The organism is Agrobacterium sp. 6Ca8 (genome assembly GCF_055382765.1).
Genome location: NZ_AP026433.1, coordinates 223,487 through 237,829, shown reverse-complemented (window position 1 = coordinate 237,829; position 14,343 = coordinate 223,487). Strand labels below are relative to the sequence as shown.

15 protein-coding genes and 1 tRNA gene are annotated in these 14,343 nt (G+C 56.7%); 12 read left to right on the top strand and 4 right to left on the bottom strand.

All coding sequences use genetic code 11. From position 1 onward, the window contains the following. Positions 1–71: 71 nt before the first annotated feature. Both istB and istA read right to left on the bottom strand, forming a co-directional pair. Entirely contained in the window at positions 72–884 is an 813-nt protein-coding gene (gene istB, locus ACZ5A6_RS01225) for an IS21-like element helper ATPase IstB (RefSeq protein WP_111796911.1), read from the bottom strand. Beyond that, positions 874–2,403 carry an IS21 family transposase gene (istA, locus tag ACZ5A6_RS01220; protein ID WP_111796982.1) on the bottom strand — a complete coding sequence of 510 codons (1,530 nt, stop codon included), beginning with the start codon at positions 2,401–2,403 and terminating at the stop codon, positions 874–876. The genes istB and istA overlap by 11 nt, the downstream gene beginning before the upstream one ends. Before the next feature lie 145 nt (positions 2,404–2,548). Between istA and ACZ5A6_RS01215 the strand changes: the two genes are divergently transcribed. Together ACZ5A6_RS01215 and ACZ5A6_RS01210 are read left to right on the top strand one after the other, a co-directional pair. Beyond that, on the top strand, positions 2,549–4,810 hold the full coding sequence (locus tag ACZ5A6_RS01215; protein WP_464111025.1) for a hypothetical protein: 2,262 nt from the start codon (positions 2,549–2,551) through the stop codon (positions 4,808–4,810). A 71-nt stretch (positions 4,811–4,881) separates the two neighbouring features. Next, positions 4,882–5,856, top strand: a complete 975-nt coding sequence (locus ACZ5A6_RS01210) for an FRG domain-containing protein (protein ID WP_174060706.1) — start codon at positions 4,882–4,884, stop codon at positions 5,854–5,856. A gap of 280 nt (positions 5,857–6,136) precedes the next feature. On the opposite strand, the gene ACZ5A6_RS01205 is transcribed toward ACZ5A6_RS01210, so the two are convergent. Then, a tRNA-Thr gene (locus ACZ5A6_RS01205) sits at positions 6,137–6,211 on the bottom strand. A 155-nt stretch (positions 6,212–6,366) separates the two neighbouring features. On the opposite strand from ACZ5A6_RS01205, the gene ACZ5A6_RS01200 reads away from it, so the two are divergent. The 10 genes from ACZ5A6_RS01200 (at position 6,367) to ACZ5A6_RS01155 (ending at position 13,270) form a co-directional block, all read left to right on the top strand. Next, positions 6,367–6,633 carry a hypothetical protein gene (locus ACZ5A6_RS01200; protein WP_003515056.1) on the top strand — a complete coding sequence of 89 codons (267 nt, stop codon included), beginning with the start codon at positions 6,367–6,369 and terminating at the stop codon, positions 6,631–6,633. A 102-nt stretch (positions 6,634–6,735) separates the two neighbouring features. After that, on the top strand, positions 6,736–8,028 hold the full coding sequence (murA, locus tag ACZ5A6_RS01195; RefSeq protein WP_013635466.1) for a UDP-N-acetylglucosamine 1-carboxyvinyltransferase: 1,293 nt from the start codon (positions 6,736–6,738) through the stop codon (positions 8,026–8,028). A gap of 115 nt (positions 8,029–8,143) precedes the next feature. Continuing rightward, positions 8,144–8,584: a DUF2948 family protein gene (locus ACZ5A6_RS01190; protein WP_003515054.1), complete on the top strand. Its 441-nt coding sequence runs from the start codon at positions 8,144–8,146 to the stop codon at positions 8,582–8,584. Positions 8,585–8,715: 131 nt separating this feature from the next. Next, positions 8,716–10,014, top strand: coding sequence for a histidinol dehydrogenase (gene hisD, locus ACZ5A6_RS01185; RefSeq protein ID WP_065658353.1), 1,299 nt, complete (start codon positions 8,716–8,718; stop codon positions 10,012–10,014). A gap of 3 nt (positions 10,015–10,017) precedes the next feature. Continuing rightward, the gene (locus ACZ5A6_RS01180) at positions 10,018–10,491 is read left to right on the top strand and encodes a UPF0262 family protein (protein WP_003515052.1); all 474 of its coding nucleotides are present in this window, start codon (positions 10,018–10,020) and stop codon (positions 10,489–10,491) included. A 2-nt stretch (positions 10,492–10,493) separates the two neighbouring features. Beyond that, complete coding sequence (locus ACZ5A6_RS01175) at positions 10,494–10,982, top strand: arsenate-mycothiol transferase ArsC (RefSeq protein WP_013635463.1); 489 nt, start codon at positions 10,494–10,496, stop codon at positions 10,980–10,982. Positions 10,983–11,192: 210 nt separating this feature from the next. Continuing rightward, positions 11,193–11,411 carry a translation initiation factor IF-1 gene (gene infA / locus ACZ5A6_RS01170; protein WP_003493814.1) on the top strand — a complete coding sequence of 73 codons (219 nt, stop codon included), beginning with the start codon at positions 11,193–11,195 and terminating at the stop codon, positions 11,409–11,411. A 34-nt stretch (positions 11,412–11,445) separates the two neighbouring features. Next, on the top strand, positions 11,446–12,069 hold the full coding sequence (locus ACZ5A6_RS01165) for a Maf-like protein (RefSeq protein WP_003515050.1): 624 nt from the start codon (positions 11,446–11,448) through the stop codon (positions 12,067–12,069). Between the two features lie 3 nt (positions 12,070–12,072). After that, the gene (yacG, locus tag ACZ5A6_RS01160) at positions 12,073–12,300 is read left to right on the top strand and encodes a DNA gyrase inhibitor YacG (RefSeq protein ID WP_003515047.1); all 228 of its coding nucleotides are present in this window, start codon (positions 12,073–12,075) and stop codon (positions 12,298–12,300) included. Between the two features lie 148 nt (positions 12,301–12,448). Further along, positions 12,449–13,270, top strand: coding sequence for a DUF6030 family protein (locus ACZ5A6_RS01155; protein ID WP_019564315.1), 822 nt, complete (start codon positions 12,449–12,451; stop codon positions 13,268–13,270). Positions 13,271–13,297: 27 nt separating this feature from the next. Here the strand turns inward: ACZ5A6_RS01155 and galE are convergent, their stop codons facing one another. Then, positions 13,298–14,329: a UDP-glucose 4-epimerase GalE gene (gene galE, locus ACZ5A6_RS01150; RefSeq protein ID WP_174060705.1), complete on the bottom strand. Its 1,032-nt coding sequence runs from the start codon at positions 14,327–14,329 to the stop codon at positions 13,298–13,300. Positions 14,330–14,343 lie beyond the last annotated feature (14 nt).

The following is a 14,343-nucleotide window of genomic DNA, read 5'->3' as shown; positions in this document are numbered from 1 at the left end:
CATCACGACCGCAGCTTGTTGATTTCCACTGAGAACTGACCCGGTATTTCCACCGAGATTTGACCCGCCTTTTAGATATGTTTCGGGTCTGGTGTAGAGGTCAAGTTCCTGTTTTTCTCCTTCGTGTTTTTCGGTTCATGAGCTGAGCTATTCTTGAAGCGGAAGCTGTCGTTTCCGGTTTCGAGGATGTGGCAGTGGTGGGTCAGGCGGTCGAGCAGCGCCGTGGTCATCTTGGCATCGCCAAAGACGCTGGCCCATTCGCTGAAGCTCAGGTTGGTGGTGATGACGACACTGGTACGTTCGTAGAGCCTGCTCAGGAGATGGAACAGCAAAGCTCCTCCCGACGCGCTGAACGGCAGGTAGCCCAATTCGTCGAGGATGACGAGATCGGAATGGACAAGCCGATTGGCGATCTGCCCTGAGCGACCTTGCGTCTTCTCCTGTTCAAGCGCGTTGACCAGTTCGACTGTTGAGAAGAACCGGACGCGTTTGTGATGATGCTCGATTGCCTGGATACCGAGAGCGGTGGCAATATGGGTTTTGCCTGTCCCAGGTCCGCCGACCAGCACGATGTTGTTGGCATCATCGAGGAAGTCGCAGCGATGGAGTTGGCGCACGAGCGCCTCGTTGATCTCGCTGCTGGAGAAGTCGAAGCCGTTGAGATCGCGATAGGCCGGGAAGCGGGCAATTTTGAGCTGATAGGCGGTTGATCTAACCTCCCGCTCTGCCGTTTCCGCTTTGAGCAGTTGCGACAGAATAGGAATGGCAGCCTCAAAAGCTGGCGATCCTTGTTCGGTGAGCTCACCGATTGCCTGAGCCATGCCGTGCATCTTCAGTTGGCGCAGCATGATAACGATCGCTCCGCTGGCTGGGTTATGACGCATGGCGGACCTCCGCAGTCTTCCTCAGGGTATCGTAGCGTTCGACATTGGCCTTGGGCTCGTTGGCAAGTGTAAGAGCTTGCGGCGCGTCGATCGTAGGTGGTGTCGAGGATTTGCCATCGACGAGGCGATGCAACAGGTTTAGCACATGGGTTTTGGTCGGAACTCCGGACGTCAAAGCCATATCGACTGCCGATAGCACTGCCTGTTCGTCGTGCTGGAGAACAAGCGCCAGAATATCGACCATCTCTCGATCGCCACCCGGCTTTTTGAGCAGGTGCTGCTGCAGCGTTCTGAAGGCTTCGGGAAGATCGACGAACGGCGCACCATTGCGAAGAGCGCCAGGTTTGCGTTGCACGACCGCGAGATAGTGCCGCCAATCGTAAATCGTCTGCCCAGGTCCGTCATGCGACCGGCTGATGACGCGAAGATGCTCGCATATGATCAGACCCTCCGCTGCAACAACGATACGGTCTGGATAAACTCGAATGCTGACGGGTCGGTTGGCAAAGGATGCCGGAACGCTGTAGCGATTGCGATCGAAGTGAACCAGGCAGGTTGGGGACACCCGTTTGCTATGCTCGACAAAACCATCGAAGACACGCGCCGTTGGCATCAGAGTTTTTGTTTCCTCGGCCAGGAGGTCAGCGATAGTGCCACGCATCTTTCCATGCGGGGTCTGCTGCCAAACCTCCTTGCATCGAAGCTCCAGCCAGTCGTTCAGGGCTTCCAACGATGGAAAGCGTGGTGTCGGTTGAAAGAACCGATGGCGCGAATCCTGAACATTCTTCTCGACCTGGCCTTTCTCCCAACCAGACGCCGGATTGCAGAACTCCGGCTCATAGAGGTAGTGGCTGGCCATTGCCATAAAGCGGATGTTGACGTCGCGCTCCTTGCCGCGTCCAATCTTATCGATTGCCGTGCGCATGTTGTCGTAGATGCCGCGCCGCGGCACCCCGCCGAAGACACGGAACGCGTGGTTATGGGCATCGAACAGCATCTCGTGCGTCTGCAGAAGATACGCCCGGACGATGAACGCCCTGGAATAGCTAAGCTTTGTATGGGCCACCTGCAGTTTGGTGCGCTCATTGCCGATGATTGCCCAGTCTTCCGACCAGTCGAACTGGAAGGCCTCACCCGGATCAAAGGCCAGCGGAACGAACGTCCCACGTCCCGATGTCTGCAGCTCCCTTTGCAGATCAGCTTTCCATTCCCGAGCAAAAGCAGCAACCCGACCATACGATCCCTCGTAGCCAAGGCTCACCAGATCGGCATGTAATTGCTTCAGGTTGCGCCGCTGCTTCCGGTTCTTTTTGGCTTCCGTCCGCAGCCACGCTGACAGCCGGTCGGCAAAAGGATCAAGCTTGCTCGGCCGCTCCGGCACCTTGAACGATGGTTCCACGCCATCAAGCCGGAGATATTTGCGGATGGTATTCCGGGATAGGCCGGTCCTGCGGCAAATGTCCCGGATCGATATGTGGTCTCGAAAATGCCAGCGTCGGATCACGCTCAGTAACGCCATGTCGATCACTCCGTAGCCCCCGCTGAAAACACGCAGGGCAAGGTTCAAACATGGGTCAATTCTCGATGGAAATATCCTGGGCTACCGGGTCAGTTCTCAGTGGAAATCAACAAACGTGCGGCTCGAATGGCAGCGACGTATAGCCATGGCGATGACATCAGGCCGGTCTCTGGATGCAGGCAAGATGAACGCCGCACTACTGCTGGCGCTCGCCACACAAGAGAAGTCAGTTTTGATGAAGATTGCCATGGCGACCATCCAATCTGATCCAGAACAGATAAAAAATCTCAGCCCTATTTTCTTTGCTCTGCAGGCAATGGGGGCCGATCAACCGATTTTCTCATCAGACCGCTACCTCAATGTCGTTCTCCGATTGGCGCAGTACCTGCTTCTTCTTCATGAGGTGTCCCTCGATGAAAAGAAACTACAGGCCACTTGGGAAACGTTGCTCTCTGAGACCAGAGCGCTTGATCTTCCGGGCCACGACGTACTGGAACTGATGGTGCTCTCCAAGGCTGTAACGTCTGCACCTGGTCGCATCCCTGATGTGGTTGAACACCTGCATCGCATCTATGAAATCACCAAATCTACGCCTCATGCTGAATTAAGAGATTCGTACACGGTGGCTAAGGGAGACGAAGAGACCAGCGCGTTGGGAATAATGTTCCTTATGAACGCCCAGAATTTTTCTACTATCGATGAAACGCTTAAAGCCTTTCGGGCACTCGACGCCTTTTCCTCAGACTTCAGAAGCGAAATATTCGCTGCTTTGAATATCCGGGAAATGGACTCAGACATGTATTTGAGTGGGCCATGGTTGAAAGAGCACGGTGCAAATTCGATAGCGTCCAACCACCATGCCAAGGTCTACGAGGAAATTGCTTCCTTGGCCCGCAAGTGGAATCTGAGTTCCGTAGCGTTGTCAGCCACGAAATACCAGGCGGTTATCCTTGACGAGTACGGAAACTCGGCGTCAGACGCACTGGCCGTGTTGAAGAAGGCAGAGGCCTGGGCAGGAATCGACAACTGGGAAATTCTCCGCGCCCAAGGGAAGATACTTTATCGGTCGAAGCGATATGTCGATGCGATACCCTACTATGCTCGTGCGATTGCGATTAACGCTCCTACCTCAGCTATCGAGCGCACGTTTATGTTGCGAGAAGCTGCTATATGCGCAGCCGAGGTCGGGGAATGGTCGAAGGCAGCGAAGCTTTTTAGCGATGCAAGGGATGCCGCCTTAAGCTCCGATATGCGCTCGATGACGATTATGGCCACTGGGCTGCTGGGCGATGCTGGCGTAGCTTATTGGAACGCGGGGCAGAGATTACAATTCATAGATTTATTTGCGACAGGCCTGCACGAATTAGCCCTATTGGAAGTCGATGAAGCTTTAACGGCCCGCAACTGCCACGCGCTTTATCGACATACTTTGCTTTGGGCACAAGATCAGATTACTGGTGACGTTATCATCAAAGATGGATCACCCAAAATGGTAAGCGGGGCCATCAGCGATCCTGAGCCAAACCCTTCAATTGTCTCACAGCCTATCGCTGCACTTGATCTAGCGTGGTACATGCTCGCTACTATTGAGCTGCAATGCACTAAACAGCCGCAGCTTCTCCCGAAGTTACCAGAAATTCTGGGTGGCAACAGATCGCGCGCGGGAGAAGTGTGGCTTTCTGGATTTGCACTTTCTCATTTCCAGCGACATGCCGAACCGGTCGGAATACTAAATTCAGCTCGCAAAATCACGATAGATGGGATTATCGCTCGTAGCGATATTCCCTCTGATGATCGCCCCGATCTTACGAAGCCTGACGCTATCGAGCATCGTGAACTTACGAATGAAGAACGCGCAGCGGCCAATAGTGCGTTCGAGTCACTGATCGCAGTTTCTGCCGTCATTCTGCTAATTCATGACAGGCCGAAGGAAATCGTTGAACTCTGTAGGCTCATCTCCCTCCACTACAGAGCCGACGTTGGTGAGAAGTTCCTGCAAGCCGTCGAAGCAAAGAACGTAGCATCTGACGATTTCTCCGCTGTCATCATGGCATGCATCCTTGAACGTGCAGGCCTCGAAGGATCAGATCGGCTACACCCTAACGAACTCGCTCGTCTTCAGCTGTATATGTTGCAACTCGCTCAACTGGGCTCCATACCGGATTTCGCTCGTGAGCGTCTCATGCTCTGGATGAAGGACCAGTGGTTGGACACTCTCAACAATCAGTCGTTTCTGTTGAAGATGCCGGGCGCGTTGGGTCGACAATTGCACAATCTTGTCCTCGACAGGGACCATCCTTTATCGGCATCCGCGAAAATCGTCGGCTTGGCTATAGATCATATCTCTGTATCAGTGAGCAAAGAATTCCGCGCACTGATCGCTAATGTTGCGGCAGGACAGAGTTGAGGATGGCGCGGAATTTTTCGACCGATCTAAAGACCAAAGGCTCTGTCGCGATTTACGGTAGGAGATGAACGATGGCGCGAGGCACGGCGACATGGGCCGAATTTCGAAATCCGCGCAAGGCAACGCGAGTTCGCCGTCGAGGAGAAACAGTCACCAGCGTTGCGGAATTCATCGAGAGCATCACGGAGAATAGAGGGTTGCCATGGCATCAAGTAGTCTATCGAGGACAGAAGGATATCAGGTGGTTTACCCAGGCGTCGATTTTTCGAAACGAGGATAAGTTACTTCGCTATGAACACGAAATGGGCCGTGATCTCATGTCCCTTCACCCAACGGAGTTCGCGACCGACAACACCATGTTTGATCGTCTTGTGCGGATGCAGCACTATGGCATTCCGACCCGTCTTGTTGATGTTTCGCAAAATCCGCTGGTTGCGCTATACTTCGCTTGCGAGGAACACTTTGAACCTATCGATGCCGATGACCTGATCGAACCTGGCGGCAGACGAGAAATCGATGGCGCTGTCATAGCTTATAATGTTCCGCCCGAACGTTCGAGATTTTTCGATTCCGACACGGTCGCTATCCTAGCAAACCTGGCAAATCTTCGTTGGCATGAAAAAAGGGAAATTGCGGACAACGCAACGGTGGACAAGCTTACGTTCAACGAGCTGCCATCAGTTCAGCGGTTGGGAAGCTTCATACAGGCCGAAAAGCCGTACTTCAAAACCACGATTGACCCGCTGACACCCTTTGTACCAATGTATGTCAAACCTCGCCTGTCCAACAAGCGGGTGATCGCGCAATCTGGTGCTTTTCTCATTTATGGTATCGATCTCTCCGACACCAAAAACAGCTTCGAACACAATATTCGTCAGCGGTACATCCACGTGCCTGCTGGCAAAAAACAGGAGATAAGGGAAGGCTTGGATAGACTCGGAATTAACGAATCGACGTTGTTTCCAGAGCTGAACAAAGCGGCAGATCAAATCGTGCGCCGATATTCGCGGCAGCTGAACGACCACGCCGACTTCGACGTCGTTTAGCCGGTCTCGAAGGGGATCGCCTCGCAACGAGCGATGTTTGGTTATTTATCAGCCGCTACTCTGCAAGGTTGCTATGCCCAGGAACGAATGGTGTCATCACCAAATGCTTCGCCCGGTCAAGTAATGGGCCTTCGGCGAGGCAGCATAAATTGAAAGTCGGTCATAATTGCGTTCAGGGCCAGCGATAACGGCACTTTTGGCCACAGATGTCTGCCGTAGGGACAAACCTTGGGGACGACACCAGTCACGTTGCGTAAATTTCTGATTTTATTGGGGAAAATGGTGCTGCTAGAGAGATTTGAACTCTCGGCCTCTCCCTTACCAAGGGAGTGCTCTACCCCTGAGCTATAGCAGCATCCGGCGCCGAAGCGTTTGCTTCAGCATCAAGCGTGGCGGCCTATTGCCATAGGTTTTTGACGAGCGCAAGTCGCAAAACGATATTCTTCAACAAGCGGGGCAAAAAAGCGTTCCCCCTGTTGAAAAACGTATTTTTCGGATATTGCTGAATTTATGAACGAACATCATGACAAACAGGCAAAGGCGGCGTTTTCCGTGAACGCTTCAGAAGACCCCGTTGCCGTTGCGGCAAGCGGCAACGCGCAGGCAGGACCCGGCGAGAAGGCGCGGCAACGCGAGGCGGAGCGCAAGGCGCGGGCAGCGAAGAAGCTGCGTGAAAACCTGCAGAAGCGCAAACAGCAGGTTCGCGCGCGCCGGGCCGGCGATGCGGATGAGACGATTGGCCTGCCTGCCGCAAAAACGGACGAATCATCCTCATAGAGAATTCACCAGCATCATTTGAAACGCCGCGGAAACTCGTCTAAGGACGCGCATTTCCGCAAGGCATGATTAAGAAAGGCGGGCAAAGGCCCGTAGGGACGCATGGATCGCATCAGAATTACGGGTGGTAACAAGCTCAACGGCATCATTCCCATCTCCGGCGCGAAAAACGCCGCCTTGCCGTTGATGATCGCTTCGCTTCTGACCAGCGATACGCTGACGCTCGAAAACGTGCCGCATCTGGCGGACGTCGAGCAGCTCATCCGTATTCTCGGCAATCATGGCGTCGATATTTCGGTCAATGGCCGTCGTGAAAGCCAGGGCGAAGCCTATTCCCGCACGGTCCACTTCACCTGCCGTACCATTGTCGATACCACCGCACCTTACGAGCTGGTTTCCAAGATGCGCGCCAGCTTCTGGGTCATCGGCCCGCTTCTGGCCCGTGAAGGCCGTGCGCGCGTTTCACTGCCCGGCGGCTGTGCCATTGGCACCCGTCCGGTGGACCTGTTCATCGAGGGCCTGCAGGCGCTTGGCGCAACGATGGAGATCGATGGCGGCTATATCAACGCCAGCGCTCCAAAGGGCGGCCTGATCGGCGCTGTTTATACCTTCCCGAAAGTCTCCGTCGGCGCGACGCATGTGATGCTGATGGCCGCGAGCCTTGCAAGAGGCACCACCGTCATTCACAACGCCGCCCGCGAACCGGAAGTCGTCGATCTAGCGCACTGCCTGATTGCGATGGGCGCGAAGATCGAGGGCGCTGGCACCTCCACCATCACCATCGAGGGCGTCACATCGCTTTCCGGCGCACGCCACCGGGTGCTGCCTGACCGTATCGAGACCGGCACCTATGCCATGGCCGTTGCCATGGCTGGCGGTGATGTGGTGCTGGAAGGCACGCGTGCATCGCTGCTCGACAATGCGCTGGACACGCTGCGGCTTGCCGGAGTGTCGATCAGCGACACGGAGACCGGTCTGCGCGTCGTGCGCAACGGCAACGGCATTCAGCCGGTCGATATCGTCACCGAACCCTTCCCCGGCTTCCCTACCGACCTTCAGGCGCAGTTCATGGCGCTGATGACCCGGTCGCAGGGTGTATCCCACATTACCGAAACCATCTTCGAAAACCGCTTCATGCATGTGCAGGAACTGGCCCGTCTCGGCGCGAAGATTTCGCTCTCCGGGCAGATGGCCCGTATCGAAGGCGTTACCCGCCTGAAGGGTGCGCCTGTCATGGCAACCGATCTGCGCGCCTCGGTGTCGTTGGTCATTGCGGGACTGGTGGCGGAAGGCGAGACCATGGTTTCGCGCGTCTACCACCTCGATCGCGGTTTCGAACGGCTTGAAGAAAAGCTCACCCGCTGCGGTGCGCTGGTCGAACGCGTCAGCGATTGATCCTTTCATCGCCGCTCATTCGTTTTCTCCCCGTTGCAGAGCGGGCCGCGACTGCCTATTTCCTGTACAAGGAATAGACATTGCGGGCGCGGCCCCGCGGAAAAGGAAGAAAACGATGAGCGGCCTGAAATTGCTCGCGCTGGATACTGAAGATCTCTCCGTCATTTCGACGCACATGCAGGACAGCGTCTTCAAACTGAAGGACGTTGCATTCGAGGCAAAGCAGGGCCAATTCACACTTTCCGCCAATCGTTTCGTCTGGGAAAGCGCGAATAAGAAGAACCTGCCGCCGGAGCGATGCCGCAGCGTGGTTTTCCTGAAGCGGGTCTCCGCCGTCCGCTCGCACGGCATCAATCGCAGTGATAAGGAACAGGTGCTTTCGCTCCTTGCAATCCGCTTCGTGCAGAACGGCGAAGGTCCTGATGGCGCCGTCGAACTGACGCTTTCGGGCGGTGGCGCTATCGCACTCGATGTCGAATGCATCGAGGCGCAGCTGACGGATGTGAGCGGCGCCTGGGAAACTGCCGCCAAACCGCATCATCCCGATAGCGAATAAGCTCTCCACGCCATTGCAACGGTTGCCTTTCGTCACTGTTTCGATTTATGCCACATACCAGAGCCGCATTTTTCTGCGGTGAGTTCGTGCACCTCGCGGGATCGCCGCGAGGAAAATGAGAGGGTAATGGCGTGGCAATCTGGCTGGAGCGGGCATCGGCTGATTTCGAACAGAAATTCGCTGCCTTCCTGACAACCAAGAGGGAAGTTTCGGAAGACGTCAACGCGACCGTTCGCGACATCATCGATGACGTCCGCAATCGCGGCGATGCGGCCCTTGCCCACTACTCCATTAAATTCGACGGCATCGATTTCTCGAAGGTCTCGATGCGGGTGACAGCGGAAGAGATCGATGCGGCCGTCGCAGCCGTTGACAGAAGTGTCATCGAAGCTCTCGAACTCGCAGCCCGGCGCATTGAAAAACACCATGCGCGGCAGATGCCGAAGGACGATATCTACGAAGACGAGATCGGTGTGGGCCTCGGTTCACGCTGGACGGCGATCGAAGCTGTCGGCCTTTATGTGCCCGGCGGCACCGCGAGCTATCCAAGCTCCGTCCTTATGAATGCCGTCCCGGCCAAGGTTGCCGGTGTAGAGCGTATCGTCATGGTCGTGCCGGCGAATGGTGGCGTGATAAACCCCGCCGTTCTTGCCGCCGCGCGCATCGCAGGTGTTGAGGAAATCTACCGCATTGGCGGCGCACAGGCCGTGGCTGCACTCGCCTATGGCACGGAAACAATCACGCCTGTCGCCAAGATTGTCGGCCCCGGCAATGCCTATGTGGCGGCCGCGAAACGGCATGTCTTCGGAACTGTCGGCATCGACATGATCGCCGGGCCCTCCGAAGTGCTTGTCATTGCCGACAGGGACAACGATCCGGACTGGCTGGCCGCCGATCTTCTCGCGCAGGCGGAGCATGACCGTGGCGCGCAGTCCATCCTCATCACCGACAATGCCGAACTCGGCAAGGCGGTGGAGGCGGCGGTGGAACGGCAGCTGAAACGGCTGTCGCGCGCCGAGACGGCAGCGGCGAGCTGGGCAGATTTCGGTGCGATCATTCTCGTCGAAAAGCTCACCGATGCCATTCCCTTGGCCAACCGCATTGCGGCCGAGCATCTGGAGCTTGCCGTTGACGATCCGGACGCGCTGATGGCGCACATCCGCAATGCCGGCGCGATCTTCGTCGGGCGCCATACGCCTGAGGTGATCGGCGATTATGTCGGCGGCTCCAACCACGTTCTGCCGACGGCGCGCTCAGCGCGCTTCTCTTCCGGCCTTTCGGTGCTGGATTTCGTCAAGCGTACCTCGATCCTGCGTCTCGGGCCTGAGCAGCTGCGGCAGCTTGCGCCGGCGGCGATCACCCTTGCCCGTTCGGAGGGGCTGGACGCGCATGCGCGCTCCGTCTCCATTCGCCTCAACCCGGAAAGTTAAGAGATGGCTTCAGGCGATTTCCGGCTCTGCGATGTGGTTCTGGACGATAGCATCGGCCGGTCCACGCCGGACGTGGAGCATGAACGCGCCGTCGCCATTTTCGATCTGATTGAGGAAAACACGTTCGAACCATTCGGCCATGAGGGCGGCCCATACCGGCTGCACATATCGCTGGTCGATGCCAAGCTGGTTTTCTCGATCAAGACCGAAGACGAGAAGGATGTCTCGACCCATATCCTGTCGCTGACGCCGTTTCGCCGCATCATCAAGGATTATTTCCTGATCTGCGAAAGCTATTACGAGGCGATACGCTCCTCCACTCCAAGTCAGATCGAGGCGATCGACATGGGCAGGCGGGGCATTCACAATGACGGCTCGCAGACTTTGATGGACCGGCTTTCCGGCAAGATCAAAATCGATTTCGATACTGCGCGCCGTCTGTTCACCCTTGTCTGTGTGCTTTATTGGCGGGGTTAGAGATGAGAGATCCCGCCACGGCTCCAAATGGGGGACAGGCTCCCAAATCGGTCCTCTTCATGTGCGGTATGAACTCCATCCGTTCTCCCATGGCCGAGGTCATCGCCAAACGACTGGTGGCACCCGGCATCTACATCCAGTCGGCCGGCGTGCGGGCGGGCGAGCGTGACCCCTTTGTGGATGCGGTTCTGGAAGAACAGGGATTTTCGCTCGGCAAACACAAACCGCGCACATTGGACGAGATCGAGGATGATTTTTTCGATCTGATCATTACATTGACACCCGAAGCTCATCACGCAGCACTTGAACTGACACGCTCCAACTCGCTCGACGTTGTCTATTGGCCAACCATGGACCCAACCGTCATCACCGGCACGCGGGACCAGATTCTGGATGCCTATCGCGAGGTGCGGGACCATCTTGCCAGGCTGATTGCCGAACGCCTGCCAGGTAGGCCGCAGCCGGCGGCGGATACGCTTTCAAAAGACTGAGGTTGAGTGTCCGTTTCGATCGGACCAGACACTTCAAACGCCGCACAGGACAGGCATTTATTCGATCTGCACCTCTCACCTGGCGAAAATCGGTTCCGATTTTCGCCGTGATGCTTTAGAGGTTCACAAATGTGCCGGGATTGTGTAGTTTCCGCGCAATTTTCCCGGACACGACAGGTCCGGCACTATCAACAGGAAGAAAACCCTTACATGACAAAAGAAGAAGTCCTCGAATTCCCGGGCATCGTAACCGAATTGCTGCCGAACGCAACATTCCGCGTGAAGCTTGAGAACGAACACGAAATCATCGCCCACACGGCGGGCCGCATGCGCAAGAACCGTATCCGCGTTCTGGCGGGCGACAAGGTGCTGGTCGAAATGACGCCTTACGACCTGAGCAAGGGCCGCATCACCTATCGCTTCAAGTAATCCGTTTTCGGCATTCGGAAGCCCGGGCAGCGCAATGACCAACTCAAAACAAAAGCTCGTTCTGGCATCCGGTTCGCCGCGGCGTCTGGAACTGTTGCATCAGATCGGCATCGAGCCGGCACGTCTGATGCCGATGGATATAGACGAAACGCCCGTAAAGCTTGAGCATCCGCGCACGCTGTGCCGTCGCCTGTCGCTACAGAAGGCCGAGGCTGCGCATGCGGCGCTGAAGAGCGAGCAGACGTGGAAAGACGCCTATGTTCTCGGCTCCGACACCGTGGTGGCCGTGGGTCGCCGCATTGTCGGCAAGGCGGAATATACCGAGGAGGCTTCCGCAGCGCTGCATCTTCTCTCGGGGCGCAGCCATTGGGTCTATACCGGCATCTGCCTTGTGACGCCCGGCGGCAAGATCCGTCAGAAGGTTGTGGAAACCAAGGTGCGTTTCAAACGCCTTACCACGCGCGAGATCGACGCCTATATCGCCTCCGGGCAATGGCGCGGCAAAGCCGGGGCCTATGGTATCCAGGGCATTGCCGGCTCATTCGTGCAGAAACTGACCGGCTCCTACACCAATGTCGTCGGCCTGCCGCTGTATGAGACCATGTCGCTTCTTTCCGGTGAAGGATTCGAGGTGACGTCGGGCTGGCTCGAAGGATAGACCATGACAAAATCATCTCCTGAAGGTTCGGGAAATGTCACGCCGCTTCGGAAAACGAAGCCATGTCCGGAGTGCGGGCGGCCCTCGACACGGGAAGACTATCCGTTCTGTTCGGATCGCTGCCGCTCGCTCGATCTCGCCCGCTGGCTGAACGGTTCCTACGCCATTCCTGTCGCCGACGACGAAAGCAGCGCGGACGAGCAGGACTCGTTCAAAAATTCCTCCGAATAACGTTGCGCCGCCGGAAAATCCGGCGGTGGAATACAGAATATTTTTAATGACCTTCAGCTCGCAGTATATTCACCGGGTTACCGACAGCCCGAAAGCCATATCAAAAACCGGTTGACGCCCCTCCCCCGGCAGCCATTAGGGTTCCCCGATGGACGCAAGCCTGCAAAAAAGAGTAAGGCCTGGCGCGCTGCTGTTTGCGGTGCTGGCAGTTTGTCTTGCCATATTGGCAACGGTGCTGCTTGCCAATGACAAGAAACATCTCAAAAGCCTGCTGAGCTATCTCAACCTTGCGCCTGCCACACGCTCCGCCGAGCAGCCAGCCCGGATGAAGCCCGTCAAGCGGCAAAAGGTCACCGCCCAAAAGCTCAATCTACCGCCGCATCTGCTGAAATTCGAGCAAGGCGGCGACAGGGCATCCTTTGCCCGCGACTTCGTTCTGTCCGGCAAGGACCTCTGCGACCGCTTTACCGCGGCGGGCTTTTCCAACCCGCAAGGCTGGCACGCAAGCCCGGTGAAGATCCGCAATTTCGAATGCATGGCCGATCTTGTGGTCGGGGACACAGCGAACGCGTCGGAACGGGCATCGCTTTTTCTCGACATCAGAGGCGAGGCGTCCGACGAGGTTCGCTCTATCAGGATGAAAGTGGTTGCGCCGCAGACACCTGATGGTGCCGTTATTCTGACGAAGCTTGAGGACGCGTTGGCGATGATCATCGAGCAGACCCGCTGGGCCGACCTTGCCAGCATGCTTGAGCCGGCACGCAGGCTGCAACCCTATCAGGCAGAGCATTTCGGTATTTCGGTCTCCCTAAAGCCGGAGCCGTCTGCGCCGCATCGGCTGAACCTGATTTTGCTGGCAACGGAACAATTGCCGGGACTGAAGCTCACGCGCAGCTTTTTCGACAGCGAGAAATGGCTTCCCGCTGCCACTCTTTCGGATCGACCGGTCCTCTATTTTTCCGTCAGGTAGAACCGCATCCCGAAAACCAACGGCTGCTCAGCCTATCGCTACCAGTTTATGCTGCCCAGGCAGAATCCTGTCGCTTCGCTGGGCTTGACGTTTAGCCTCCCACTGAAGGGCCGTGCGAACGATGGTTGTGAGATCATTGAAACGCGGCGACCATCCGAGTTCCGACTGGATACGGCTCGAATCCGCAACCATCGTGGCAATGTCGCCGGCGCGGCGGGGACAGTGGATAACCGGGAAATCGTTTCCAGATTCCCGCTGCACGGCATGCAGCACGTCCAGTACCGAATAGCCGACGCCATAACCGCAATTGAGCGTTCGTGTGCCGCCACCAGCACGAAGATGCGCCATGGCGAGCATATGCGCGTCGATCAGATCGCTGACATGGATATAGTCGCGAACGCCGGTGCCGTCAGCGGTCGGATAATCGGTTCCGTAAACCTCCACCTTGTCGCGCCGGCCGGTTGCCGCTTCGCACGCTACCTTGATGAGGTTCGCCACACCCGTGGGGGACGGCCCGGCACGGCCCTTCGGGTCGGCGCCGGCAACATTGAAATAACGCAGCGCCACATAGTTGAAATCATGTGCCTGCACGACATCGCGCAACATGATTTCTGAGGCGAGTTTCGACAGGCCGTAGGGATTTTCCGGGCTGAGAACTGCCGTTTCCGGCACCGGGCCATCAAAGGGTTGGTTCCCATAGACCGCGGCAGTTGAAGAGAAGATGAAATTGCGGATACCATGACCGACTGCCGCCGCAACAAGGGCGCGGGTCGTGCCGGTATTGTTTTCGTAATATTCCAGCGGCTGGCTGATCGATTCAGGGACGCTGACGGAGCCAGCGAAGTGGAAAATGGTCTCGATCTGGTTGTGTTCGAAAATCTGGCCGAGCAAATCGCGATCGGCGACGTCGCCGAGATAGAAACGCGCCGCTGGCGCGACCGCCCAACGTGATCCCGTCGAAAGACGGTCGACAACAACGACGTCTTCACCGGCGTCGAGCAAAGCCCACACCATGTGGCTTCCTATATAACCGGCCCCACCGGTGACCAGAACAGCCATGACATTACTTCCCT

Bases quoted from the DNA above. Each gene is read 5' to 3' on its own strand.
- ACZ5A6_RS01200 (WP_003515056.1), top strand. From the start codon at position 6,367: ATGAACGAACATCATGACAAACAGGCAAAGGCGGCGTTTTCCGTGAAC.
- istB (WP_111796911.1), bottom strand. From the start codon at position 884: ATGCGTCATAACCCAGCCAGCGGAGCGATCGTTATCATGCTGCGCCAA.
- ACZ5A6_RS01175 (WP_013635463.1), top strand. From the start codon at position 10,494: ATGAGAGATCCCGCCACGGCTCCAAATGGGGGACAGGCTCCCAAATCG.
- istA (WP_111796982.1), bottom strand. From the start codon at position 2,403: ATGGCGTTACTGAGCGTGATCCGACGCTGGCATTTTCGAGACCACATA.
- ACZ5A6_RS01210 (WP_174060706.1), top strand. From the start codon at position 4,882: ATGGCGCGAGGCACGGCGACATGGGCCGAATTTCGAAATCCGCGCAAG.
- ACZ5A6_RS01215 (WP_464111025.1), top strand. From the start codon at position 2,549: ATGGCGATGACATCAGGCCGGTCTCTGGATGCAGGCAAGATGAACGCC.
- murA (WP_013635466.1), top strand. From the start codon at position 6,736: ATGGATCGCATCAGAATTACGGGTGGTAACAAGCTCAACGGCATCATT.
- ACZ5A6_RS01190 (WP_003515054.1), top strand. From the start codon at position 8,144: ATGAGCGGCCTGAAATTGCTCGCGCTGGATACTGAAGATCTCTCCGTC.
- ACZ5A6_RS01165 (WP_003515050.1), top strand. From the start codon at position 11,446: ATGACCAACTCAAAACAAAAGCTCGTTCTGGCATCCGGTTCGCCGCGG.
- infA (WP_003493814.1), top strand. From the start codon at position 11,193: ATGACAAAAGAAGAAGTCCTCGAATTCCCGGGCATCGTAACCGAATTG.
- ACZ5A6_RS01180 (WP_003515052.1), top strand. From the start codon at position 10,018: ATGGCTTCAGGCGATTTCCGGCTCTGCGATGTGGTTCTGGACGATAGC.
- yacG (WP_003515047.1), top strand. From the start codon at position 12,073: ATGACAAAATCATCTCCTGAAGGTTCGGGAAATGTCACGCCGCTTCGG.
- ACZ5A6_RS01155 (WP_019564315.1), top strand. From the start codon at position 12,449: ATGGACGCAAGCCTGCAAAAAAGAGTAAGGCCTGGCGCGCTGCTGTTT.
- galE (WP_174060705.1), bottom strand. From the start codon at position 14,329: ATGGCTGTTCTGGTCACCGGTGGGGCCGGTTATATAGGAAGCCACATG.